This is a genomic window from Salegentibacter sp., assembly GCF_041642575.1.
Taxonomy (GTDB): Bacteria; Bacteroidota; Bacteroidia; order Flavobacteriales; family Flavobacteriaceae; genus Salegentibacter.
The window spans coordinates 25,337-48,592 of the sequence record NZ_JBEPWD010000009.1 but is presented as its reverse complement, the minus strand read 5'-3'; the positions used below and the strand labels follow the sequence as shown (position 1 = coordinate 48,592).

The window sequence follows — 23,256 nt, the reverse complement described above, 5'->3', positions numbered from 1 at the left end:
ATCCTTTCCGAAGAGCTTGTCAAAAAGTTCCTGGTCAAGGTCGGCCAGCTCTCTTTTGTTAACTTCAGAAATAGTGAATTCAACTTCAATATCAAGATCGTGAGCTTTATCGTGATCGATTCCAAGAAGATCAATTAACTGGTGATCATCTTTGAAAAGATTTTTAGTCTTCAATTTAATGGTGTCTCCAACTTTGGAGCCCATAAATTTATCAAGATTCTTTTTGCCGTTGACCTTTTCCAGTTCTACTGAAGATTCCTTCTCGATCCCTTCTTCTTCGTTTTTGAAAGTTCCGGCAACGATATCCTTCTCATCATCAACCTCATCTTTTGAAATCAGTTTCCCGTACTGCTTTTGCATAGATTCGAGCTGGGTATTAACCATCTTCTCATCGGCAACGATGTTATACTTGGTAACCGGCTTTTCAAGATCAAGATTCACCTCAAATTCAGGAGCAAGACCAAGCTCAAATTCAAAGCTGTATTCTTCTTTATTCCAGTCGAAATCTTCCTGCTCTCTTGGGATAGGATTTCCTAAAACATCAAGTTTTTCTTCGGTAAGGTATTTATTAAGGGCGTCCTGTAGAAGTTTGTTCACCTCATCTACTAAAACTGCCTGGCCGTATTGTTTTTTAACCATTCCCATTGGCACGTGGCCTTTTCTAAAACCGGGTATGTTGGCGTTTTTACGGTAATCTTTCAATATCTTCTCTACCTTTGGGGCATAGTCTTCCTTTGCGATATCAACTTTTACTACCGCATTAAGCTCATCAATATTCTCTCTGGTAATATTCATCGTGACTTGTTATAAAAATTGGAGTGCAAAATTACACTTTTTTCCCAAGCCCGCAAAGTTTCAATTTATTGAATTTCAGCCCTCTTCTAATCTTTTCCGAGAAGGGAAAACAAGATGGATTGAAAGAGCGATAAAAGTAAACTAAAAAGTAAGGCGATAAGAAAACCATTCACCGCAAATCCGCCCACAAAAGCATCAGCTAAAAGAATGATTATCGCATTTATGACCAATAAAAATAAACCCAGAGTTAAAATGGTTACCGGGAGTGTAAACAACACTAAAATTGGTTTAACCAAAAGGTTTAATATAGCCAGAACAATGGCAACAATTATGGCAGTGACATAACCCGCGACCTCAACGCCGGGAAGAAATTTGGCCAGTATAACCACGGCCAGGGCAGTAAGTAAAATTCTTAAAATGAAGTTCATAGTTTATGGTGTTAGTACTACAAATATGCAAAAAACGCCGGAGATTCCGGCGTTTTAAGAAATTGAAGAAAGTGAAGTTCTTTAATTCACTTCATTATTGAGAGTAATCGTGGGATAGTTCCCAATATTAACTCCCGGTACAGAAGCATTATATGTACTGTTTATTTCCTTGATTAACTCGTTGGCTATAATTGCATATCCACGAGCCGTTAGATGAATCCCGTCTAAAGAAAAAGCACCGCCAGTAGCGAAAGTTGATGTCACTGTCCCGGCATCAAAATTATATCCGTTTTGATCGATATCGGTTAGAAGAGCATTTGCATCAAGCATTGCCAAACCATGGGCATCTGCAATAGCAGAGATCGCCTGGTTATATGCAGCCGTTGCATTTTCAATATTTTCAATTTCTTCTCCGTCCAGGACATCGGCATCCTCTATACCATCTACAGCGCTAAACAGCGTATTAACCTGCTCCTGGGTTGGTTGGTCACCACTTTGAAGAACCCCAAGTACCTGCATAACTTCAGGAGTCAATCTCACTGAACCATAACCTTCAGCCAAAGCTCCCTGGTCTATGGTTAAAAGCAATAATTCTTCTTCTGTCATTTGACGGAAACCAAGAGGATTAGCATCTGATGGTTCTACGGAAATCACAAATCTGTTAGGACCTTCGCTAAAAGTTAAGGCATACTGACTTGCAAGTGCTGCTGCCTGCTCCTGTGGAACACCTTGTTGCATTAAAACACCGGTAAAAACCTGGGAAACCGCCTGGAAGAACCCGGTAAGGTTTCCAGCAGTTTCAGCGTCTAAAACCAAAGCGTTATTAGGTACAGTTGTAAAATATGGTACAGATGTTACATCCGGTATATTCACCACCACTCCGCCACTAGCAGTATTGGTTAACGTTTCTACCAGTTGTGTATAAACCGAAGCAAATACATTAGGATCGGTAATATCATTTGGACCATAAGTAGAAGGATCGGTATTATTGGTTTGATCTTCTCCGGTTCCTCCTGAAGTTGCATACCCAAGAACATCATTATTCCCAATCCAAAGAGAGAAAAAGGTTGGATTCATCATCATGGCATCTTCAATTACACTTGTTGAAGCTGAAGTGGCAAAACGAGCGAAGTAAGGATTAGCCATTCCGGTAGGAACACCTTCAATATTCCCATATCCGGGTGCCACCAGGTGATAGCTCTTTGCTCCAGATACACCCATATTACTAAATGGTCCATCAAGAGTGTTCACAATATCTGTGGTAGGCTGACTACCTGTATAACGTACAGGCCCTGGTTCTCCATTCGCACCAACTGCCAAAACGAAACGGTTCTCAGCGATAACATTTCCACCGAATAAAAGCCCCCCGGTATTATCATTCACATAAGGTATAGTAAATTCATTGGTTTCCTGGGTTAGGGCAAATTGTTGCGCCATAATGTTCGGATATGAATTTTCCTGACTTGTAATGTATAAGCCACCATCGGCATAACCTGAAGTTAGGGAGTTCCCTAAGGCCACATAACTTGAGAAATCGGCTTCGCCATTACTGTAAGTACCTAATTCATCTACCGGGGTTTCCAATTCTGGTTCACAAGACAAAACTCCTGCGGCTAGTACTACTGCTATATATCTATAATATTTTTTCATGTTCTTCAATTAAATTTTATACGTTAAACCAAGACCCGGGATAAAAGCTGAGGTTTTATAGGTTCCTTCAAACGGCACTCTTTGTCCGTCTTCGCTATAAAAATCATATGACTCATCAACTTCCTTATAACGGTTATACAGGAAAGCCGCATCTATAGAAAGCTTCTCATTAACATTCACAGATAAACCACCGGTAAAGCCATGGGCATCATTTCTTGGTGTTTCAGGAGCAAAATAACCCGATTGCACCGGAGACTCATCAAAGTAGTAACCTACCCTAAGGGTAAACATTTCATTTGCTAAATACTGCATTCCAAAACGGTAAGTTGCAGCATCTTTATAGTTTCTTACATTTTCAGAATCAGGGATGTTTGGATTTGCAAAATCAATATCCAAAGATTCATATACACTCCAGTAAGTTCGGTTGTAATCGAACGCCAACAACCATTTATCGAGTAATTCGTATGAAACTCCCACAGAAAGTTCGGCGGGAAGAGGTAGTTCAGCATCAAATTTAGTGTCTTCAAATGGAGTCAATGGAGAGTTCGGGATATTTTGGAAATCTGCGTCTCCATCTTCAGCATCCATTATTATTTCTGAACGGTAATTAAGACCAACTGTCAACCTTTCGGTAGGCTTATACATCGCACTGGCAGACCATCCAAAAGCGCTAACGCCACTGGCATCAACAGTAACATTGGAACGATTACCATCAAGATCGGTTAGAGTTCTATTCAGGTTTCGGTTAAAATTAACGGCTCCTGAAACATAAATAGGACCACCACCAACACTAAGGTTGTCTGAAATTTTCACGGAGGCCAAGGCCTGAATATAAATCGCCTGTAGATCGATATTATTTATCAGGTGGGATCCAGACCAGTCGTTTGGCCACTCTACGGTACTCCCGTAAGGCGTATAAGCGGCAAGACCAAGACTTAGCCAGTCATTCATTCTGTAAGAAAAATAAGCATAGAACGGAGTTCCCACGGGACTGTCTGTTCGATAAGTTTCACCAAATTGGTCATTTTGCCATACTACTTCTGAAAATACAGCACTGGCTCCTACGGCCACATTAATCTTATTTTCCAGATACACCAACCCGGCAGGGTTAAAGAAAGCCAGTTCGGCATTATTTACTACTGCGACACCGGTGTGCCCCATGGCGAGAGAGCGTTGCCCTTGCAGGCTTACTCTGTACCCTCCGGCATATGTTACGGCTGCAGCTAAACCAAACAGACATAGAAATAATAGTTTTTTCATAATTGAATTGGGATTAATAATGGTATTTAATAAAATAGTCTCCTCAAAAATAGAACAAATTAGAAAGTATGCAATAAATCATGGCAATTTATTATGCATACATAATATAATACGGGTAAATTTAAAGAAATTTCAGCACAGCATCATAAAAAGCATCACTATTCTCGGCATGAACCCAGTGACCTGCATTGGGAATGCTTATTATTTCGGCTTTTGGAAATTGCTCTTTTATCGAAACTTCATCTTCAGAAGTAATATAATCTGAATTCTCCCCCCTTATAAACACGGTTTCCCCTTTATATTTTTGGTCTTCTGGCAACGCCTCTCCAACCTTTTCTATATTTGCTTTTAAGGCTGAAAGATTAAGCTTAAGACAAAGCTTATCCTGAGACTCTCTATCCAGGTTTTTCAGCAAAAAAAGTCTGATGCCTTTGTTGGAAATAAACTCCTTCAGGAGATTCTCCGCCTCTTTTCTCGAACTTAAGTTGGCTTCTTCAAGCGCAGTTAATCCATCCAGTATTTGCTGGTGATGGGGCGCATAATATTTTGGTGCGATATCCACTACAATGAGCTTTTTCACCAATTCAGGGTTTTGGGCAGCCATTAGCATAGCAGCTTTTCCACCCATAGAATGCCCTAACAATATAATATCAGAAAGATTATGCTGCTTACAATAATCAACTATGTCATCAGCCATAATTTGATAATCAAAATCATCGCTATGTGGACTTTTCCCGTGATTTCTCTGATCGACAAGATGCACCTGATAACCTGCCTCGGCAAATTCACCCCCAAGGGTTTTCCAGTTATCTCCCATGCCTAAAAAACCGTGCAAGAAGATAAATGGCGTGCCTTCTCCAAGAATATTTGAATGTAATTTCATAGCTAAGCTTTTATTTTAAAAGTTCAAGATACCTTTTAACTGTGGTTTCCAAACCTAAATATAAAGCTTCAGAAATTAACGCGTGCCCAATTGATACTTCATCAAGAAAAGGTACCTCCTCCTTAAAATATCTCAGATTTTCGAGAGATAGATCATGACCGGCATTAACACCTAAGTCTAATTCATGAGCTTTTCTGGCACATTCGGCATAAGTTTTAACCCCGGCTCTATGGCCTTCAGAAAAGGCCAGAGCGTAGGCCTCGGTGTATAATTCAATACGATCAGTTCCTGTTTCTGCAGCACCCTGGATCTGGTTTATTTCTGGGTCAACAAAGATCGAAGTGTGGATTCCATTATTTTTAAACTCTGAAATCACCTCTCTCAAAAAATCCCGGTGTTTCACAGTATCCCAGCCGGCATTAGAAGTGATAGCATCTTCCGCATCGGGAACGAGGGTTACCTGTTCAGGCTTAACTTCAAGAACGAGGTCAATGAATTTTTTAACGGGATTTCCTTCAATATTGAATTCGGTTTTCAGGACTGGTTTTAACTCACGAACATCGCTGTAACGAATATGTCTTTCATCAGGGCGTGGGTGAACGGTAATCCCCTGGGCACCGAATTTTTCAATATCCAGAGCGGTTTGCAGCACATTAGGAATATTGCCCCCGCGGGCATTACGGAGCGTTGCGATTTTATTAATATTAACGCTTAATTTGGTCATCATTTTGGCTTTAGATTAACAAAAATACAAACTTGCCAATGCCCTGATGAATTTTATTTTAATTAATTTGCAGAAATAAGGATGAGGGTTATGAACGTAGAAGATTTTATAATAAACGATGTTTCTATTTGCCATTTTTCAGACAAGGTTGGAGAGATTCAGAATCTGTTCAACGAGCTCACTTATTCCCATCTCCCGGTAGAAAATAACGGGATTTATATGGGTTGTATCTCAGAAAATGACATCCGTAGTTTTGAAACCGAAAAAACCCTGGGGGATTATCAATATTCCCTGGAAGGCTTTTTTGTTAGAGAAACGGAATATTGGCTGGACATTCTGGACGCTTTTGCACAAAACAACACTAATATTTTACCAGTCTTAGATGAAGAAAATAAATACCTGGGATATGTGGAACTCAATGAAATAATAGCTTTGTTCAACGAAACCCCTCTTCTTAGCGAACCGGGAAATATTATCGTATTGGAAAAAGGCTTTAAAGATTATTCCTTCAGCGAAATAAGTCAGATCGTAGAATCCAACAACGCCAATATGCTTGGGGTTTTTGTATCAAAATTCGAGAATGATCTTGCTCAAATCACATTGAAACTCAGCCCATCGGGAATAAATGAGATCATCCAGGCATTCAGGCGGTATGGGTACCGGGTGGTTTCAGAGCATCAGGAAGACAATTTCAACAAGAATTTAAAAGACCGCTCTAAATACTTAGACAAATACCTGAATATTTAATATGAAGATTGGGATCTACGGACAATTTTATCATACAAATGCCGGAGAATATATCGGGCAACTTCTGGAGTTGCTCGACAATGAGAATGTAAAGGTTATAATTGAGGAAAAATTCTTTGAACTCATTAAACTCAATAAGACAGTTCCCGATTCCCGAAGCTTTTATGAAACTTTCACCTTTTTAGACAGGTCCTATGACCTGTTTTTTTGCATTGGAGGCGATGGAACCATTCTGAAATCAATAAATTATGTAAGAGATCTCGGGATCCCGATTATTGGAATTAACACCGGAAGGTTAGGCTTTCTGGCCACCATACAAAAGGAAGAGATAGAAAGCACTATTCACAGCATCCTTAACCGGAAATTCAGCATTTCTTCTCGCAGTGTTTTAAAAACTGCTTGTTATCCCGACCCTGAGGATGATATTTTTGAAAATGTTGCCCTGAACGAAATAGCCGTTAGCCGAAAAAATACCACTTCGATGATAACGGTAGACACCTGGTTAAACGACCAGTATCTAACTTCATATTGGGCAGATGGATTAATCATTTCTACTCCTACAGGCTCCACCGGATACTCTTTAAGTTGCGGCGGCCCAGTGATCACCCCAGACACCGACTCCATTGTGATCACCCCAATTGCCCCGCACAACTTAAACGCCAGGCCATTGGTTATTAAAGATAGCACCAAAATCACACTCAGAGTATCGGGGAGAGAAGACACGCATTTACTCTCTATGGATTCCCGCATTGCATCTTTAAAGAATGACACCAAGATCACCATTACCAAAGCCCCATTCACAGTAAATATTGTAGAACTAAATGAACAAAGCTTCCTACATACCCTGCGCCAGAAACTTTTATGGGGAGAAGATAAGCGCAATTAAACAATAAAAGTTTTCTAAATCTGTTTATGAATATGTACAAAACTGCTCAAATTATTGTGGAGCAAACATTATTGTTATATTTGCAAACTTTTGAAAACCTATGAGGTACCTAATAGCTTTTGTAATCATGTTTGCTTACTCGGCTAACACATATTCACAAACCTTTGAGGGAGGCCCATTTATAGGTGGAGCTAACTTCATAGGTGATGTAGGTAGAACAAATTATATTCTCCCTAATTCACTGGTGTTTGGAGGACTGGTAAAATGGAACCGAAGCCCCAGGCATTCCTTCAGATTATCATTACTTTTTGCTGAATTAAATGCCGATGACACCAAATCTTCAGAAACAAGGAGAGTACAGAGAGGGTATTCTTTCAGCAATAATATCGCTGAAGCTTCTTTAGGAATAGAATTTAATTTCTGGGATTTTGATCTTCATCAAGGACATCCGCAAAGTTCGCCTTATCTTTACACCGGATTAACATATTTCAAAGCAGATCATCTGTATTTAAAAAATGGTCGTGGCGGGAATCTGGTGAACGAAGGTACCAACTGGTCTTTTGCCATCCCAATGGTAATTGGATATAAGGAGAGTATCACAAGCCATATTGTAGGCGCTTTCGAGATTGGGGCACGCTACACTTTCACCGATAACCTGGATGGTAGCTGGCCAGAAGAATTATTAGACAGGCGGGATCCGCCAATTGAATTTGGAAACCGGAATACCAACGATTGGTATGTTTTCACGGGGGTGAATTTCACCTTTTCCTGGGGTAGAAGACCTTGTTACCGGAATTTTTAGTATGAATTACAGAGATAAAATTAACCTTAAGAAATTGCCTAAGCACATTGCCGTAATTATGGATGGTAATGGTAGGTGGGCAAAACAACAAGGTTTCTTAAGAATAAAAGGACACGAACAAGGTACTACTGCGGTAAGGGATGTAGTAGAAGGAGCCGCAGAAATTGGGATAGAAAATCTTACGCTGTATGCTTTTTCTACTGAAAATTGGAACAGGCCCAAATTAGAGGTTCAAACACTTATGAAACTCCTGGTTTCTTCTCTTAGAAAAGAAATCAAAACCCTTCAGGAAAACAATATACGTTTAAGCGCTATCGGAAACTTGGATAATCTTCCAAAAAAGGCATTCCGTGAGCTTCAGGAAGTTATAGAAAAAACCAAAGACAATAATCGTATGGTTTTAACACTGGCTTTAAGTTATGGTTCCCGGGAAGAATTAACCAGCGCAATTAAAGAAATAAGCCTGAAAGTTAAAAACGAGGAAATATCTCCTGAAGCTATTGATGAATCGGTTATAAATCAGCATCTTTACACCCGAAATTTACCAGATGTAGATCTGCTTGTAAGAACGAGCGGTGAGCAGCGCATTAGTAATTTCCTCCTATGGCAAATTGCTTATGCAGAATTATATTTTACAAAAATACTATGGCCTGATTTCAGAAAAGAAAACCTTTTTGAGGCCATTTACAATTATCAAAATAGAGAACGACGATTTGGAAAAACCAGTGAGCAACTCAGTTAGCGCATTCATGACAAAGAAGTTTATAGCACTTGTAGCATTTTGTTTTATTTTAGGCACATCCTCCACCCAGGCACAAGACCTGCCAATTTCAGATGGTGAAAAATATATTCTGGGAGAAATAAGCGTAACGGGTAACGTAAGTTATAACGAACAAACCGTTATCGCCTATACCGGCCTTAAGGAGGGAGAGGAAATCTACATTCCCGGAGACCGCTTGAGCAAAGTCCTGAAAAAACTATGGAAGCTGGATCTTTTCAGTGATATTAATTTCTACATTACTAATGTTGAAGATGGAGTTGCCGATCTTGAATTGGAAATCCAGGAAGTTCCTAAGCTCTCCAAGGTTAGGATTCAGGGGCTAAAGAAGCGCGAACAGGAAGAACTCCTGGAAGAAAACAAACTCAGGGAAGGTGCAAAGGTTACTGAAAACCTTATCACGACCACCAAAAATTATATCGAAAATAAATATCGTAAGGAAGGTTATTTTAACGCCAGAGTAAATGTCAACACAACTCCGGTAGAAGACACCACAGACACCGCATCTAACCTTGTTAATATGATGGTGAATATCGATAAGGGAGATCGCGTTAAAATAGATGACATCGAATTTGTTGGAAATGAAAGCTTTTCAGACGCCAAACTGAAACGCAATATGAAAAACACTAAGCAGAAAAACCTGTTTAGATTCTGGAAAAGATCAAAATTTGTTCGGGCAGATTATCAGGAAGACAAGGAGTCCATTATTGATAAATATAAAGAAACAGGTTACCGGGATGCCCGTATCGTTTCCGATAGTCTTATTGAAAAAGACGAAAAAAGTATAGCCTTACGACTTCAAATTGAAGAAGGAGACCAATATTATATCGGCGACATAGAATTTTTAGGTAATTCGGTATATTCTGATGACCATCTGCAAAGAGTCCTTGGAATAAACAAAGGAGATATCTACAACGGTGTACTTTTGGATAAACGAATTATGGACCAAAGCAGGCCAGACGCCCAGGATCTTTCCAACCTTTACAAAAACAATGGATATCTTTTCTCGAACATAGACCTGGTTGAAACCAATGTTTACAATGACACCATAGATTTTGAAATAAGAATCATGGAAGGAAAAGAGGCTTATTTTAATGAAATTCGGGTTACCGGAAACGACAAAACAAAAGACCACGTGATCTACCGGGAATTAAGAACCAAGCCTGGCCAGAAGTACAGCCAGGAAGATGTGGTATCTACGGTTAGGGAATTAGGACAGTTAGGATTTTTTGATGCAGAACAGCTGGAACCTAATTTTGTTGATCCAAACCCACAAACCGGAACTCTTGATTTGGAATACTCGGTAGTAGAAGCTGGTGCCAGCCAGATTGAGCTACAAGGTGGTTATGGCGGTGGAGGTTTTATAGGAACCCTGGGGTTATCCTTTAATAATTTCGCTCTTTCAGGAATTTTTGACAAAGAATCATACAAGCCATTACCCATGGGAGACGGTCAATCGCTTTCCTTAAGGGCGCAGGCCAGTACCTTTTACCAAACCTACAGTCTTAGTTTTACCGAACCATGGCTGGGAGGTAAAAAACCGGTTAGCCTACAGACTTCGTTCTCTTATACCAGGCAATTCCTGTTTGATTATTTGAGCCGAAGAGCCGATAAAAGCAGAAGCTTTGACATTCTTGGAATAAATGTAGGTTTAGCAAAGCGTTTAACAGTACCCGATCCATACATAACAGTTTCTCATGCTGTAGGATTCCAACGTTATAACCTGAACAACTACAACACAGGACTATTTACTTTCGGGGATGGACATTCCAATAACTTAAGTTACACCTTCGGATTAACAAGAGATAACACTTACATAAACCCGATTTTCCCTACGGGAGGATCTAAATTTAAGTTGACGGCTAAACTCACCCCTCCATATTCTCTATGGAATGATGTAGATTATGCAAACCTCGGAAATCAGGAAGAATTTCAATTGAAAGATGAAAACGGCAACCTTATAGATCGTGAGGGTGGACGTGTTACCCCTGAAAATGCGGTAGCTGACCAGGCGCTAATAGACCAGGAGAAATTTAAATGGCTGGAATTCTATAAAGTTAAGTTTAGCGGGGAGTGGTTTACTCAAATTTACGATAAACTGGTACTAAGAACTTTTGCAGAATATGGTTTCCTTGGTGCTTACAATAACGATCGTGGGGTGCCACCTTTCGAGCGTTTCTTCCTTGGGGGAGATGGCCTTGGAGCTTTCAGTTTAGATGGAAGAGAGACCGTGCAGCTTAGAGGTTATCCTAACCAATCGGTAGTGCCAATTGACAGACCAACAGGTTCTACAGATGATGGCGCAACTATTTTCAATAAATATTCTCTTGAATTAAGATATCCAATCACGCTTAAGCCTTCAGCATCAATTTATGCTTTGACATTTTTAGAAGCTGGAGCTTCCTATGATAATTTTAAAGATTACAACCCATTCCAGCTTAACAGATCGGCGGGTGCAGGTCTACGTATATTTATGCCGGCCTTTGGTTTATTGGGAATAGATTTTGGTTACGGATTTGACCCCATAGTGGGTGACCCTAACGCAAATGGATGGGAAACGCATTTTATCATAGGTCAACAGTTTTAAATTGGCATGATATTTTCTATATTCGGTACTATGAAAAGAATTCTCTTTTTATCGATGATAATCCTGGTAGGAAATTTTGGTGCAAATGCCCAAAAGTCTTTCCGCATTGGTTATGTTGATATGGAGTATATTCTTGAAAATGTTCCCGAATATCAGCAAGCGGCAACCCAGCTCGATACCAGAGTAAAAGACTGGCGCGAAGTTGCCGAAAAGAATAGAAGAGAAATTCAGGCTTTAAAGGAAGAGCTGGAAAACGAAAAAGCTCTTCTTACCAAAGAACTTGTTGAAGAACGCGAAGAAGAAATCACTTATCGCGAAGAACAAGCTGCCGAATATGAACAAAACAGGTTTGGCCCAAATGGTGATTATATAATTCAGAAGAAACAATTAATAAGACCAATCCAGGACCAGGTTTTCACCGCGGTTCAGGAAATTGCTGAAAACCGTAATCTTGATATGGTTTTTGACCGCACTTCTGAAAGTGGTATGGTTTATGCCTCACGTCAATTAGATATCAGCGATCAGGTTTTGAGAAGTATTAACAGAGCTTCTAACCGTCGCCAGTTAGATTCAAAAGATGAGATCGAGGAGTTTGAACGTGAGGAGAACAGAACTGTAGAAGAAGATGCTGAAATTGCTGAAAAAGAAAAAGCAGTTAAAGACAACAAAAGCGAGCGCGAAGCACTTATTGAAGAACGTAAAAGACAGCGGGATTCCATAAAAGAAGCCAGACAAAGAGAATTTGAAGAACGCCGTAACAGAATCCTTGAAGAAAGAAAAAGGAAAAAGGATTCCATCCAGGCGATAAGAAATCAGAAAGACACGATAAACTAAATAAATCAAACCTTTAACTTAACAATTAATATCCCTTTAAAATGAAACAATTCAAAACACTTTTTATAGCCTTAGCCTTAACACTTGGTGCTACTGCTTTTACAAATGCTCAGTCAAAAGTAGCACATATCGCTACCCAGGAGCTTGTTGAGTCTATGCCTGAGTATAAAAATGCTATGGACCAACTTGAGAAGTTGGAAAAAACTTACGATGCTGAAATCAAAGACATGTTGACAGAAGCTCAAAACACAATGCAACGTTACCAGACTGAAGCTGAAACTCAAACAGAAGAAGAAAATGCGAAACGTGCTACTGAACTTCAGGCAACTGAAAGAAGAATCCAGGAGCATAGCCAGAAAGCAAGACAGGATCTTCAGAAAAAAGAGAGTGATCTTATTCGTCCTGTAATTGAGAAAGCTCGTGAAGCTATCCAGAAAGTAGCCAGAGAACAAGGTTTTGATTATGTTCTTGACTCTACTACAGGAACAGGAGTTATCCTTGCTGATGGAAAAGACCTTATGGCTGATGTAAAGTCAGAACTTGGAATGTAATTCCCAGATTCAAAATATATTTAAAAACTGCGCTCCATTCGGGCGCAGTTTTTATTTTTGTACCTATGAGTTCAAACCAACCTATTGGTATTTTTGATTCGGGTGTAGGCGGCACCTCCATCTGGAAAGAAATACACGAACTTCTTCCCTACGAAAAAACCATTTATCTGGCCGACAGCAAAAACGCGCCCTACGGCACAAAACCCGTTGAAGAAATAATAAATCTCAGCAGAAAGAATACAGAGAAACTTCTGGCAATGGGTGCTAAAATTATTATTGTGGCCTGTAATACAGCAACCACGAACGCCATTAAAGTCCTAAGAAGCAATTACAATGTACCGTTTATTGGGATTGAACCGGCAATAAAGCCGGCGGCCCTGCATTCCAAAACCAAAGCCATCGGCATCCTTGCTACTCAGGGTACCTTAAGCAGTGAACTTTTTCATAAGGCTTCAGAAATATATTCCAAGGACATTCAAATTATAGAGGTAGAGGGTAACGGACTTGTAGAATTAATAGAAAGCGGTAAAAAGGATTCCGCGCAAACAAAAAGCTTGCTTCTAAAACTTCTACGACCCATGCTGGAACAATCTATAGATTACCTGGTTTTAGGCTGTAGCCATTATCCTTATTTAATTCCTATACTTAAGGAAATTCTTTCTGAGGAAGTTCAGCTTATCGATTCAGGGGAAGCTGTGGCAAGACAAACAAAAGTAATCTTATCTCAAAATAACCTTCTATCTGCGGAAACAGGTGAAAAACCCATTCATGAATTTTATAGCAATACAGATCAGGCAGTTTTAGCTTCGCTTATTAATGCTGAAGAAAACCACTATAAGGTATCCCAACTCGATTTCTAATTAACAGCAGGACATTTACAATCATAACGACCACGGTTTTCCCCGAAATCGTAACCCAGGGTAATTTGATGAAATCCGTTATTGCTTAAAACCAACGAATTAAACTGGTGGGTATAAGTGTAGCCAAACATGAAGCGCTGATAATCAAAGCCAACAAAAGGAGTTAAATATCGTAATTGTTGATTTTTAATTTCCTGGCCATCACTGGTATACTCGGCACCTTCAAAACTGTTGCGGTAGGAAAGGCCACCCCAAACCTGTCCGAAATCAACTTCGTGATATGCTTTTATATTAATGTCAATATTTTTTTCAGCGGTTTGCTCCCGGAGTTGAAATAAAATGGATGGCTCATAACTCCAGGGAGAATTTGTTTCAAAAACATAGCCGGTAGAGACAAGGTATTTACGTTGATTACTTGGTACTGCATCAGAATAGAACAATTCCCTTCTTACTGACAATATATTCTTAGCAGCCAGGTGCACATAATAATTAAGGTAATAATAAGAAAGACCAAGATCCATATTTCCGTAGATATCGGCCTGGTCATCTCCCCCAATAATGGGATCATATTCTGTAAAGCTACTTTGATCCAACCTATGCTGGATTACCCCCGCGCTTATTCCGAAGGAAAGTTGATTAAGATCAAATTCACTTCTGGAAAACATTAAATGATATGCGAAAGTAGCGTACGCCCCGGTTTTCGAGAAATTTCCGTTTTGATCGTTAAAAAGAATACCTCCTACACCTACCCGCTCCCCTAACCTTCCGTTAACTGCCAGAGTTTGTAAGTTGGGGGCATTGTCTACGTCAAACCATTGTTGTCTCGCGGTTAGTCTAATTTGATTCGAATTGGCAGCGCCTGCCATTGAAGGATGCAATAAATAAAGGTTATCTGTTAGATAATCTGAATATGTTGGAATTACTTCCTGAGCATGACCGGTGAAACCGAAAAACAACAAGAATAGCACAGATATTTTACTCCAGGGTTTTACCCAGGGAAATTTCAAATTACCTGAAACACATAAATTTAATCGGAAAGTTATTCCCATAAGGAAGGTAAAGATATCGATTAGCTAAGTTTTCTTTATTACTTTTGCACAAAAATTTTACTATGAGCACTTTCGCCATCAATATACAACCTACAGATAAATCCAGCATTGTTAAATTTGAAGCCAACAAATTTCTCACCCGTCACAAAAGTTTTGAATTTCACAATATAGACGAAGCAAAAAACTCTCCTCTGGCCCAGCAGTTATTTTATTTGCCCTTTGTGAAAACCGTTTACATTGCACAAAATTTCATCGCGATCGAAAAATATGATATCGTGGAATGGAAGGATGTTCAGGAAGAAGTTGCCGACCAGATCGAGGAATATCTAAATAAAGGCGGAGAAGCAGTTAAAGAAGATGCGGGCGAAGATAAAAAATCAGTCCCTGTTACGGTTTATGCTGAGAGCACTCCGAACCCGGCGGTGATGAAGTTTGTTGCCAATAAAAAACTAGTGCTTCAGGCTGCAGAATTTAAAAATATCGATGACGCTAAAAACGCTCCCATGGCGCAGAAGCTCTTTCATTTTCCCTTCGTAAAGGAAATCTTTATGGACGAAAATTACGTGTCTATTCAAAAATATGATATCGCAGGCTGGGAAGAAATTACAATGGAGTTACGGGAATTTATCCGTAATTTCCTGCAGGAAGGAAATGAGGTAATTACTGACGAAAGTCTTGACATGACTGATACCGAGACCGAGACTAAATCTGAGGAAAAGAAACCTCAGCTTGATCTGGAAAGCCTTGATGACACTTCCCAACAGGTAATTGCAATACTGGATGAATATATTAAACCGGCTGTAGCCAGCGACGGGGGAAATATTCTGTTTGATTCTTATAACCCGGAAAGCAAAACAGTAAAAGTAATTCTGCAAGGTGCATGCAGTGGTTGCCCATCTTCTACAATGACGCTCAAAAGCGGAATTGAAACAATGTTACGCGACATGCTTCACGGAAAGGTAGATTATGTTGAAGCTGTAAATGGCTAGAAAAGCCTTTTAAAGCGTTCTATTTGCATCCTTATTGAATTCCTGGAATAACTGTAGCAAACTCATTGTGGAGCTGATTAAATCTTTTGTTTCAAGCAGTAATCCGAAGTAAAGCTTTGTATTTCTGGGGCTCGTTTCAGAAGTACGGATTCGGTTGATCTGTCTTTGGATGAGCTCTGAAACATAATCCAGTAGTTGCTGCTTTTCAGCGAGGATTTGATCAATATTGTTGAATTCATGATTATCGAAGATTTCCTTGATGTCATCAAACAAAACCTGCATCTTTTCGTCAACCTTCTTCAGGTCTCTAACCTGGTTGAATTTAAGATTTTTATGGTTGTTATTTACATGATTATAGGAGTTCCGTGTAATGAATCCTATTGATTGGACCATGTCCTGAAGGTTATCCAGTATTAAAATATAGAATTTACTCGCTTCTACTGAATCTTCATCCAGTGATTTAATAAAGTAAAAAATATTGCCTTTTAATTCATCAACTTCAGATTCCAGCTTTTTTATCGCCTTGCTGTTTTTCTTCAGCTTACCAAGATCATGATAGCCCAGATTATCCACTGTTTTAGTGTACATTTTATTTACGCCACTAATCACACTAGATATATTTTCTGAACTTTCAGAGGTTATTTCATTAATGGTAATTATATCAGTTCTGTTATATCGTTTTTTGCTTTTTTCCTCTTTTGTTTTCTTAGAATGCAACATACTACTTCTTACTACCAGCACTACGGCAAGAATAATAAGTAAGGCCAGGGCTATCATTCCGCCATAATATATAATTGCAGCAAATACAGCCGCTGCGGTAAAGGCAACCATAGCGGTGACAAACCAGCCGCCTACCACGTTTAGAACTCCTGCCACTCTATAAACTGCACTTTCTCTATCCCAGGCCCTGTCTGCCAAAGAAGTACCCATAGCTACCATAAAAGTCACATAAGTGGTGGAAAGCGGAAGTTTCAAACTGGTACCAATAGAAATAAGAACACTGGCAACCACCAGATTCACAGATGCTCTAACCATATCAAAGGCAGGAGCATTAGCTCTTTTACTTCTTACATGGGAGGTAGGCTTATTAAATTTGGATTCTATTTTTCTTTTAAGGCGCAGGGGAAGAACTACTGAAATCGCATTCCCAAAAATCACCGAATAGCGTACAATACCCCGGGAAAGAAAATTAGGCTCAAAGCGCTCTGATCCCTCTCCCTGACGTGCAAGGTTCACACCGGTATCTACCACCGAACGGGCTTTCCCGGAAAACCAGATCGTAGCCACCATAATCCCACCAGCCAGGACCAGTAATAATTGTGGGGTAGGTACACTTCCCGAAAGTTCACTCATTAATAATTCTGAAGGCATAACCCCGGTGGCCTGATAAGCCGATTGCCAGATCTCAAAAGATTGCCATGCCGCGATTGGAACCCCTATAAAATTGACCAGGTCATTTCCTGCGAATGCCAGAGCCAGTGCAAATGTCCCTATTACGATAATAACCCGAAGAATGTCCATTTTAAAGACACTCATGATCAACTGGGAAAGCAGTGTGAAAATCACAAAACCAATCCCAATGATAAGCAAGGAGTTATCGTTTAAATAATCCAGAAAAGAAGTTGGTATAAACGAAACACTCTTAAGACCTTTCATAAATATAAAATGAAGAATGGCTGTAAGAGAACCTCCCCCAAAAAGGGCGCCTACATATTTCAGTTTCTTTTCAAACTGAAATGAGAAAATAAGTCGGGATACATACTGAATTATAGCACCCACGACAAAGGCTATAACCACAGCCAGAAGAATTCCTATAATAATTTCAGTAGCTTTGGCAGTATTAATATAAGTAGACAGCTGGCTGAAATCCCCCGTATCCATATAGATCTTAATCGCTGCCATACTTACTGCGGCTCCTAAAAGTTCAAAAACGATAGAAACAGTAGTAGAAGTTGGAAGGCCAAGAGAATTGAAAAAATCCAGTAATAAAACATCGGTAATCATTACGGCCATAAAGATGATCATGATCTCTTCAAAATAGAACTGATCGGGAACAAAAATCCCTTTTCGTGCAACTTCCATAAGCCCACTGGAAAATATTGCCCCTACTGCCACCCCAAGACTGGCTACTATTAGAATAGTACGCATGGAGATAGCTTTTGAACCTATTGCAGAGTTTAAGAAGTTAATGGCATCGTTACTTACTCCAACCACCAGGTCTGTAATCGCAAGTGCAAATAATGCAACTAACATTACAATGTATACGTCTTCCATAGGCTTTAAATATATCCAAACCTAAAAATTGATCTCTTCTGCCGGAAAAGAAATTCTTAAAGGCCTTTCTCCTTTCAATTAATAAAAGTTTACAAATTCCAGAGCTACAACTCCTTTTTAAATTTTTATCTTTAAATGTATAGATTTTCGAGAAACCCTATCATTTCAGGGTAAATAATGGGTTAAAAATAATAAATATGAAAGGAAATAAACCTAAATACACCAATGAACTTATTAATGAGTCAAGCCCTTATCTTTTACAGCATGCTCATAATCCTGTGGACTGGAAAGCCTGGAATGACCAAAGCCTGGAAAAGGCAGAGAAGGAAAATAAACTTTTGATAATAAGCGTGGGATATTCAGCCTGTCATTGGTGCCATGTCATGGAGCACGAAAGTTTTGAAGATCCGGAAGTGGCAAAGGTTATGAATAGCAATTTTGTAAATATTAAAGTAGATCGGGAGGAACGACCGGATATTGATCAGGTTTATATGAATGCCGTCCAGGTTATGACCGGGAGCGGTGGCTGGCCTATGAATGTGGTTACTCTTCCCGACGGCAGGCCGGTTTGGGGAGGCACCTATTTCAGAAAAGAACAATGGATAAATGCGCTAACTCAGCTTTCTAAATTGTATAAACAGAAACCTGAACAATTACTGGAATATGCAGAAAAACTGGAGGAGGGATTGCAAAAATTACAAGTCATAGAACTGCCGGAAGAGGAACAAGCTTTTTCCAGGGATTTTTATCCTGAGATCCTGGGGAAATGGAAATCAGATTTTGATCTCCAGAATGGAGGTTACAAGGGCTCTCCTAAGTTTATGATGCCCAACAATTATGAATTCCTATTTAGATATGCTCTTCAGCAGAAAGATGAAGAATTGGAACAGTTTGTCTACCACACGCTAACAAAAATGGCCTGGGGTGGTATTTACGATCCGGTAGGTGGTGGTTTTTCCAGATATTCGGTTGATGAGCGCTGGCACGTGCCGCATTTTGAGAAAATGCTTTACGACAATGCTCAACTTGTTAGTCTCTATAGCAAAGCCTATAAACACACCAAAAACATCCTTTTTAAGGAAGTAATTGAGAAAACCCTGGAATTTATAGAGGAAGAACTAACCTCATCGGAACATGCTTTTTATTCGGCTTTAGATGCCGATAGTTTAAACGAGATGGGTAAATCAGAAGAAGGAGCCTATTACACCTGGACAAAACCTGAGCTGGAAAATTTGCTTCAGGAGGATTTCAAGCTTTTTTCTGCTTACTTCAATATAAATAGAATCGGTAAATGGGAAAAAGATAGTTATGTCCTGATACGAACTAAAAATTCAGAGGAAATTGCTTCCGAATTCAATATTTCAGAAGAGCAATTAGAGGAAAAGGTTCAATTGTGGATGAAAAAACTCAAAAAACATCGAGACAGCCGTTCCAAACCAGGTCTGGACGATAAGAGCCTTACTTCGTGGAATGCCCTTATGCTAACAGGATATTTAGAAGCATATACGGCACTGGGCAAGGAAGAATATCTCAACACAGGCCTAAAAAATGCAAATTTCCTTAAGGCTAACCTGATTGCCGAAAACGGCAGACTCAAACACAGTTATAAAAACGGAAAAAGCAATATAAATGCATACCTCGAGGATTACGCCTTCACCATAGAGGCTTTCATAAAACTCTATGAAATTACTTTTGATGAATCCTGGCTAAGTCTGGCCGATAAGTTATGTGAGATATGCATCGAAGATTTCAGCGGAGATTCAGTTATGTTTTATTTCACTTCAAATAAAGATAGAAAACTCATTACTCGAACTTTGGAAATCATGGATAACGTGATTCCAGCTTCAAATTCCACTATGGCAAAAAATTTATTTAAACTTTCAGAATTACTGGAAAAACCGGATTACAAAACACGTTCAGAAAAAATGCTGAAAAGCATACAGCCCCAAATAAAGTCTCATCCTGGTTCCTATTCGAACTGGCTGGACCTTATGATGAATTACACTCATCCTTTTTATGAGGTTGCTATTACCGGAAGTAAGACAAAAAATCTTAATAAATCCCTACAGGAAAAGTACCTCCCAAATATTGTTATTGCAGGAAGCACAACAGAGAGTAAGGTAGCACTATTGAAAAATCGTTATAAAGAGGGCAAAACCCTTATTTACGTTTGCAGCCATGGAAAATGTGACTTACCCCAAACATCTGTTGAAAAAACTATTGAATTAATTAAACATTTTTAACAAAATTTAAACAAGGATTATTCCCGAATTTTTCTTTAATATATTCTCTTTGTAAAAAATTTATTTATGAATGAAATTAATGACTGGCAAGATGTTGCCCAGGAATATGCAAAAAAATTTATTGATTACCTCCCAAATCTATTGGGTGCACTTGCTTTGCTGGTTATTGGCCTTTGGGTAATTAGTCTAATTGTTAAATATGTAGATAAACTATTTCAAAGGAAAGATTACGATAGAACTTTGGAGATTTTCACCTTAAATTCTATTCGGTGGGGACTTCGAATAATTCTTTTTGTGCTCGTGATCACCCAATTAGGTGTAGAGAGCGCTTCCCTGGTGGCTGCTATTGGTGCTGCAGGTTTAGCGGTTGGTCTTGCAATGCAGGGATCACTTTCCAACCTTGCAGGGGGTGTACTGCTCATAATTCTTAAGCCCTTTAAAGTTGGCGACTGGATAGAAGTACAGGGGGTTTCTGGTTCTGTGGTAGAAATCAACCTGTTTTATACCCAATTGGATACTTTTGGGAATCAACGAGCGATAATACCTAACGGTGACTTGAGTAACGATAATATTATTAACTATAGTTTCAATGGAACAAGGAGGGAAACTTTAAACTTTGGGATATCTTATGATGATGATTTAAAAAAGGCAAAACAAGTACTTAGGGACCTTGTTGAAGAACATGAAGATGTTCTTAAAGAACCTGCCCCACAAATTATTGTTGCGGAACTCGGAGCCGATTCAGTAAACTTTTCGGTTAGATATTTTGCTGAAAACGGTAAATTCTGGGACCTACACTGGTATATGATTGAAGAAGGAAAAATTAGACTAGAAGAAGCCGGTATGACTATTCCTTATCCTCAGCGTGATGTTTACCTGTACGACCAAACAAAAATGAATGGTGCAGTAGAAAAGAATCAGAATAACAATTCAAATTCAGCCAATTAACCGGCTTTAAAATTTTTCAGATAATAAGGTTCAAAGTAAGCGACATCTTCGGTGTCGCTTACTTTGTGTTTTTCTATAGCAGGAGTACACATCTCTCTTGCTGAAGGCAAACTATCGGGAACAAAAACCGCATTGGGATGTTCGCAGATGGTTTTGAATTTTTCAACTCCCGACCCAATAAACACGACTTTGCTTTTTTCCAGGTATTCATTATAAAGGCCCGTTTCAAGAATTTCAGCACGGGTTTCTCTTATCTGTTCAAATTCAGCATTAAAAACAGCAGAATACACTTCCATCCTTCGTGCATCAAGTAGCGGAATTATCAGCGTATCCTTTTCTTCAACTTGCCTGGCCAGAGACCTAAGCGTCGAAATGGAAATAAGAGGGATATTAAGCGAAAAACACAAGCCTTTTGCCGCCGAAACTCCTATCCTCAAACCCGTGTAGGAACCCGGTCCTTTGCTGATGGCAATGGCATCCAGATCTGAAACCTGTAACTGATTTTCCTTCAGAATCTCATCGATAAAAACGTGCAACTTTTCAGCGTGAGAATAATTACTACTTTTATCTTCCTTAAGGGCAAGTATACCTTTTTCCGTAGCAATAGCTACCGAACAATTAGTACTTGAAGTTTCTAAACAGAGAATATTTGGCAAACCAGAAATTTTATTAACCGGCAAGAGATATTTCTTCCCGAGGGCTACAAAATTACTATTTTTCTTCTGAAGCTACTTTTACTTTATCACCCGTTTTCAAAGATTTGGTCACGATCGTATATGGTCCGGTAATAATTTCCTCTCCTTCTTCAAGACCTTTGGTGATCTCGATATTAGACCCATCCTGCACACCGGTTTCTACCACTCGCAGTTTAGCTTCATCGTTATTCTTAATAAAGACTGCTTCATGCATTTCTCCGCCAGGCTTATCCGTTGAATTTCCATTAGCTGTAGTATCGCTTTTAACCACGATGGCACTAATCGGCACTCCAATAACATTTTCGCGTTTATCAGTAATAATATCTACTGTGGCAGTCATCCCAGGACGAAACGGAGAATAATTTTCAGGTTTCCCTTCCACAAGATCCTGGTAGGATTCTTCAAGGATCCTAACCTTTACTTTAAAATTGGTCACCTGATCTGTTGTAAGCTGGCTGTCTGCAGAATTGGAAATTTCAGTAACCAGGCCTTTAAACTCCCGGCGTAAATAAGCATCTACTTCTACAATTGTAGAATCTCCAACTTCAACCTTTACGATATCATTTTCATTTACATCAACTTCCACTTCCATATTAGCCAGGTTAGCGACCCTCAGGATCTCTGTACCCGCCATTTGCTGAGTTCCAACCACTCTTTCGCCCAGTTCTGCATCCAAACGGGAGATCGTGCCGCTCATAGGCGCATATATGTTTGTTCGTGAAAGGTTGTCCCGGGCTTCGGTTACGCTGGCCGCACTACTTTGCATATTGTAATAGGCTGATTCTTTTGAAGCTTGAGCCATTTCATAATTTGAAACTACCGCATCCCATTCGGCCTGGGAGATAACTCCTTTTTCAAAAAGGGTTTTATTCCGGTTATAATCGGCTTCTGCCTGTTTTAAATTTGCCTGCGCCTGGTTGTAATTTGCCCTCATATTCTGCAAACCTGCTTCCATTCGTTGAAGATTGGACTGATAGATATCCGGATTTACTTTTACCAGAAGATCGCCCTTCTCCACACTCTGTCCTTCTTTGACAGGAAGTTCAATGATCTCTCCGGAAACTTCAGAAGAAAGTTTAACCTCTACCTCCGGTTGAATTTTTCCCGTTGCCGCGACAGTCTCAGTTATATCAATGGGCTCGGTTTTAGCGATCTCCACTTCTTTTACATTCCCCGAATCTCCAAACCAGCCAGCTCTTTTTCCGACTACCAGGACTACTATTAAAACCAGGGAAACACCAATGATGATGAAAAGCGTTTTTTTCTTCATAAT

At 39.5% G+C, this 23,256-nt stretch carries 21 protein-coding genes; 11 read left to right on the top strand and 10 right to left on the bottom strand.

Annotation, left to right across the window (positions count from 1 at the left end; all coding sequences use genetic code 11):
• From ACESK1_RS03315 to ACESK1_RS03290, 6 genes are all read right to left on the bottom strand, one after another.
• Nucleotides 1-795 (bottom strand): trigger factor (locus tag ACESK1_RS03315; RefSeq protein WP_372917901.1); only part of this gene is annotated, 795 nt, incomplete at its 3' end.
• 86 nt (nucleotides 796-881) lie between these two features.
• Nucleotides 882-1,223, bottom strand: coding sequence for a phage holin family protein (locus tag ACESK1_RS03310; protein WP_372917899.1), 342 nt, complete (start codon nucleotides 1,221-1,223; stop codon nucleotides 882-884).
• An 81-nt stretch (nucleotides 1,224-1,304) separates the two neighbouring features.
• Nucleotides 1,305-2,873 carry an SGNH/GDSL hydrolase family protein gene (locus tag ACESK1_RS03305; protein WP_372917897.1) on the bottom strand — a complete coding sequence of 523 codons (1,569 nt, stop codon included), beginning with the start codon at nucleotides 2,871-2,873 and terminating at the stop codon, nucleotides 1,305-1,307.
• Nucleotides 2,874-2,882: 9 nt separating this feature from the next.
• The gene (locus ACESK1_RS03300) at nucleotides 2,883-4,133 is read right to left on the bottom strand and encodes an OmpP1/FadL family transporter (RefSeq protein WP_372917895.1); all 1,251 of its coding nucleotides are present in this window, start codon (nucleotides 4,131-4,133) and stop codon (nucleotides 2,883-2,885) included.
• A 121-nt stretch (nucleotides 4,134-4,254) separates the two neighbouring features.
• A complete protein-coding gene (locus tag ACESK1_RS03295; RefSeq protein ID WP_372917893.1) occupies nucleotides 4,255-5,016 on the bottom strand; it encodes an alpha/beta fold hydrolase in 762 nt (253 codons plus the stop codon).
• 10 nt (nucleotides 5,017-5,026) lie between these two features.
• Entirely contained in the window at nucleotides 5,027-5,740 is a 714-nt protein-coding gene (locus ACESK1_RS03290; protein WP_372917905.1) for a pyridoxine 5'-phosphate synthase, read from the bottom strand.
• A 90-nt stretch (nucleotides 5,741-5,830) separates the two neighbouring features.
• On the opposite strand from ACESK1_RS03290, the gene ACESK1_RS03285 reads away from it, so the two are divergent.
• The 8 genes from ACESK1_RS03285 to murI all read left to right on the top strand — a co-directional run bounded on the left by ACESK1_RS03285 (nucleotide 5,831) and on the right by murI (nucleotide 13,785).
• Nucleotides 5,831-6,487, top strand: a complete 657-nt coding sequence (locus ACESK1_RS03285; RefSeq protein ID WP_372917891.1) for a CBS domain-containing protein — start codon at nucleotides 5,831-5,833, stop codon at nucleotides 6,485-6,487.
• 1 nt (nucleotide 6,488) lies between these two features.
• Complete coding sequence (locus tag ACESK1_RS03280; protein ID WP_372917889.1) at nucleotides 6,489-7,373, top strand: NAD kinase; 885 nt, start codon at nucleotides 6,489-6,491, stop codon at nucleotides 7,371-7,373.
• 100 nt (nucleotides 7,374-7,473) lie between these two features.
• The gene (locus ACESK1_RS03275; protein ID WP_372917887.1) at nucleotides 7,474-8,175 is read left to right on the top strand and encodes a DUF6089 family protein; all 702 of its coding nucleotides are present in this window, start codon (nucleotides 7,474-7,476) and stop codon (nucleotides 8,173-8,175) included.
• A gap of 1 nt (nucleotide 8,176) precedes the next feature.
• Nucleotides 8,177-8,917, top strand: a complete 741-nt coding sequence (locus ACESK1_RS03270) for an isoprenyl transferase (protein WP_372917885.1) — start codon at nucleotides 8,177-8,179, stop codon at nucleotides 8,915-8,917.
• A gap of 7 nt (nucleotides 8,918-8,924) precedes the next feature.
• On the top strand, nucleotides 8,925-11,540 hold the full coding sequence (bamA, locus tag ACESK1_RS03265; protein WP_372917883.1) for an outer membrane protein assembly factor BamA: 2,616 nt from the start codon (nucleotides 8,925-8,927) through the stop codon (nucleotides 11,538-11,540).
• 30 nt (nucleotides 11,541-11,570) lie between these two features.
• On the top strand, nucleotides 11,571-12,374 hold the full coding sequence (locus ACESK1_RS03260) for an OmpH family outer membrane protein (RefSeq protein WP_372917881.1): 804 nt from the start codon (nucleotides 11,571-11,573) through the stop codon (nucleotides 12,372-12,374).
• A 41-nt stretch (nucleotides 12,375-12,415) separates the two neighbouring features.
• Nucleotides 12,416-12,925, top strand: coding sequence for an OmpH family outer membrane protein (locus tag ACESK1_RS03255; protein ID WP_372917879.1), 510 nt, complete (start codon nucleotides 12,416-12,418; stop codon nucleotides 12,923-12,925).
• Nucleotides 12,926-12,990: 65 nt separating this feature from the next.
• The gene (gene murI, locus ACESK1_RS03250) at nucleotides 12,991-13,785 is read left to right on the top strand and encodes a glutamate racemase (RefSeq protein ID WP_372917877.1); all 795 of its coding nucleotides are present in this window, start codon (nucleotides 12,991-12,993) and stop codon (nucleotides 13,783-13,785) included.
• Here the strand turns inward: murI and ACESK1_RS03245 are convergent.
• Nucleotides 13,782-14,753, bottom strand: a complete 972-nt coding sequence (locus ACESK1_RS03245; protein WP_372917875.1) for a type IX secretion system membrane protein PorP/SprF — start codon at nucleotides 14,751-14,753, stop codon at nucleotides 13,782-13,784. The two genes, murI and ACESK1_RS03245, sit on opposite strands and share 4 nt — an antisense overlap.
• 143 nt (nucleotides 14,754-14,896) lie before the next feature.
• On the opposite strand from ACESK1_RS03245, the gene ACESK1_RS03240 reads away from it, so the two are divergent.
• A complete protein-coding gene (locus tag ACESK1_RS03240) occupies nucleotides 14,897-15,823 on the top strand; it encodes a NifU family protein (RefSeq protein WP_372917873.1) in 927 nt (308 codons plus the stop codon).
• A gap of 9 nt (nucleotides 15,824-15,832) precedes the next feature.
• On the opposite strand, the gene ACESK1_RS03235 is transcribed toward ACESK1_RS03240, so the two are convergent.
• Complete coding sequence (locus ACESK1_RS03235) at nucleotides 15,833-18,097, bottom strand: anion permease (RefSeq protein WP_372917871.1); 2,265 nt, start codon at nucleotides 18,095-18,097, stop codon at nucleotides 15,833-15,835.
• Nucleotides 18,098-18,294: 197 nt separating this feature from the next.
• On the opposite strand from ACESK1_RS03235, the gene ACESK1_RS03230 reads away from it, so the two are divergent.
• Complete coding sequence (locus ACESK1_RS03230; RefSeq protein WP_372917869.1) at nucleotides 18,295-20,340, top strand: thioredoxin domain-containing protein; 2,046 nt, start codon at nucleotides 18,295-18,297, stop codon at nucleotides 20,338-20,340.
• 66 nt (nucleotides 20,341-20,406) lie between these two features.
• A complete protein-coding gene (locus ACESK1_RS03225; protein WP_372917867.1) occupies nucleotides 20,407-21,288 on the top strand; it encodes a mechanosensitive ion channel family protein in 882 nt (293 codons plus the stop codon).
• Here the strand turns inward: ACESK1_RS03225 and tsaB are convergent.
• Entirely contained in the window at nucleotides 21,285-21,944 is a 660-nt protein-coding gene (gene tsaB, locus ACESK1_RS03220) for a tRNA (adenosine(37)-N6)-threonylcarbamoyltransferase complex dimerization subunit type 1 TsaB (protein ID WP_372917865.1), read from the bottom strand. The two genes, ACESK1_RS03225 and tsaB, sit on opposite strands and share 4 nt — an antisense overlap.
• 55 nt (nucleotides 21,945-21,999) lie before the next feature.
• Nucleotides 22,000-23,253 (bottom strand): efflux RND transporter periplasmic adaptor subunit, encoded by a 1,254-nt coding sequence (locus ACESK1_RS03215; RefSeq protein ID WP_372917863.1) that lies wholly within the window; start codon nucleotides 23,251-23,253, stop codon nucleotides 22,000-22,002.
• Nucleotides 23,254-23,256: the final 3 nt, after the last annotated feature.

Bases quoted from the DNA above. Each gene is read 5' to 3' on its own strand.
- ACESK1_RS03270 (WP_372917885.1), top strand. From the start codon at position 8,177: ATGAATTACAGAGATAAAATTAACCTTAAGAAATTGCCTAAGCACATT.
- ACESK1_RS03280 (WP_372917889.1), top strand. From the start codon at position 6,489: ATGAAGATTGGGATCTACGGACAATTTTATCATACAAATGCCGGAGAA.
- ACESK1_RS03285 (WP_372917891.1), top strand. From the start codon at position 5,831: ATGAACGTAGAAGATTTTATAATAAACGATGTTTCTATTTGCCATTTT.
- ACESK1_RS03260 (WP_372917881.1), top strand. From the start codon at position 11,571: ATGAAAAGAATTCTCTTTTTATCGATGATAATCCTGGTAGGAAATTTT.
- ACESK1_RS03240 (WP_372917873.1), top strand. From the start codon at position 14,897: ATGAGCACTTTCGCCATCAATATACAACCTACAGATAAATCCAGCATT.
- ACESK1_RS03310 (WP_372917899.1), bottom strand. From the start codon at position 1,223: ATGAACTTCATTTTAAGAATTTTACTTACTGCCCTGGCCGTGGTTATA.
- ACESK1_RS03215 (WP_372917863.1), bottom strand. From the start codon at position 23,253: ATGAAGAAAAAAACGCTTTTCATCATCATTGGTGTTTCCCTGGTTTTA.
- ACESK1_RS03225 (WP_372917867.1), top strand. From the start codon at position 20,407: ATGAATGAAATTAATGACTGGCAAGATGTTGCCCAGGAATATGCAAAA.
- ACESK1_RS03275 (WP_372917887.1), top strand. From the start codon at position 7,474: ATGAGGTACCTAATAGCTTTTGTAATCATGTTTGCTTACTCGGCTAAC.
- ACESK1_RS03295 (WP_372917893.1), bottom strand. From the start codon at position 5,016: ATGAAATTACATTCAAATATTCTTGGAGAAGGCACGCCATTTATCTTC.
- ACESK1_RS03235 (WP_372917871.1), bottom strand. From the start codon at position 18,097: ATGGAAGACGTATACATTGTAATGTTAGTTGCATTATTTGCACTTGCG.
- ACESK1_RS03305 (WP_372917897.1), bottom strand. From the start codon at position 2,873: ATGAAAAAATATTATAGATATATAGCAGTAGTACTAGCCGCAGGAGTT.
- ACESK1_RS03300 (WP_372917895.1), bottom strand. From the start codon at position 4,133: ATGAAAAAACTATTATTTCTATGTCTGTTTGGTTTAGCTGCAGCCGTA.
- murI (WP_372917877.1), top strand. From the start codon at position 12,991: ATGAGTTCAAACCAACCTATTGGTATTTTTGATTCGGGTGTAGGCGGC.
- bamA (WP_372917883.1), top strand. From the start codon at position 8,925: ATGACAAAGAAGTTTATAGCACTTGTAGCATTTTGTTTTATTTTAGGC.
- ACESK1_RS03230 (WP_372917869.1), top strand. From the start codon at position 18,295: ATGAAAGGAAATAAACCTAAATACACCAATGAACTTATTAATGAGTCA.
- ACESK1_RS03290 (WP_372917905.1), bottom strand. From the start codon at position 5,740: ATGACCAAATTAAGCGTTAATATTAATAAAATCGCAACGCTCCGTAAT.
- ACESK1_RS03255 (WP_372917879.1), top strand. From the start codon at position 12,416: ATGAAACAATTCAAAACACTTTTTATAGCCTTAGCCTTAACACTTGGT.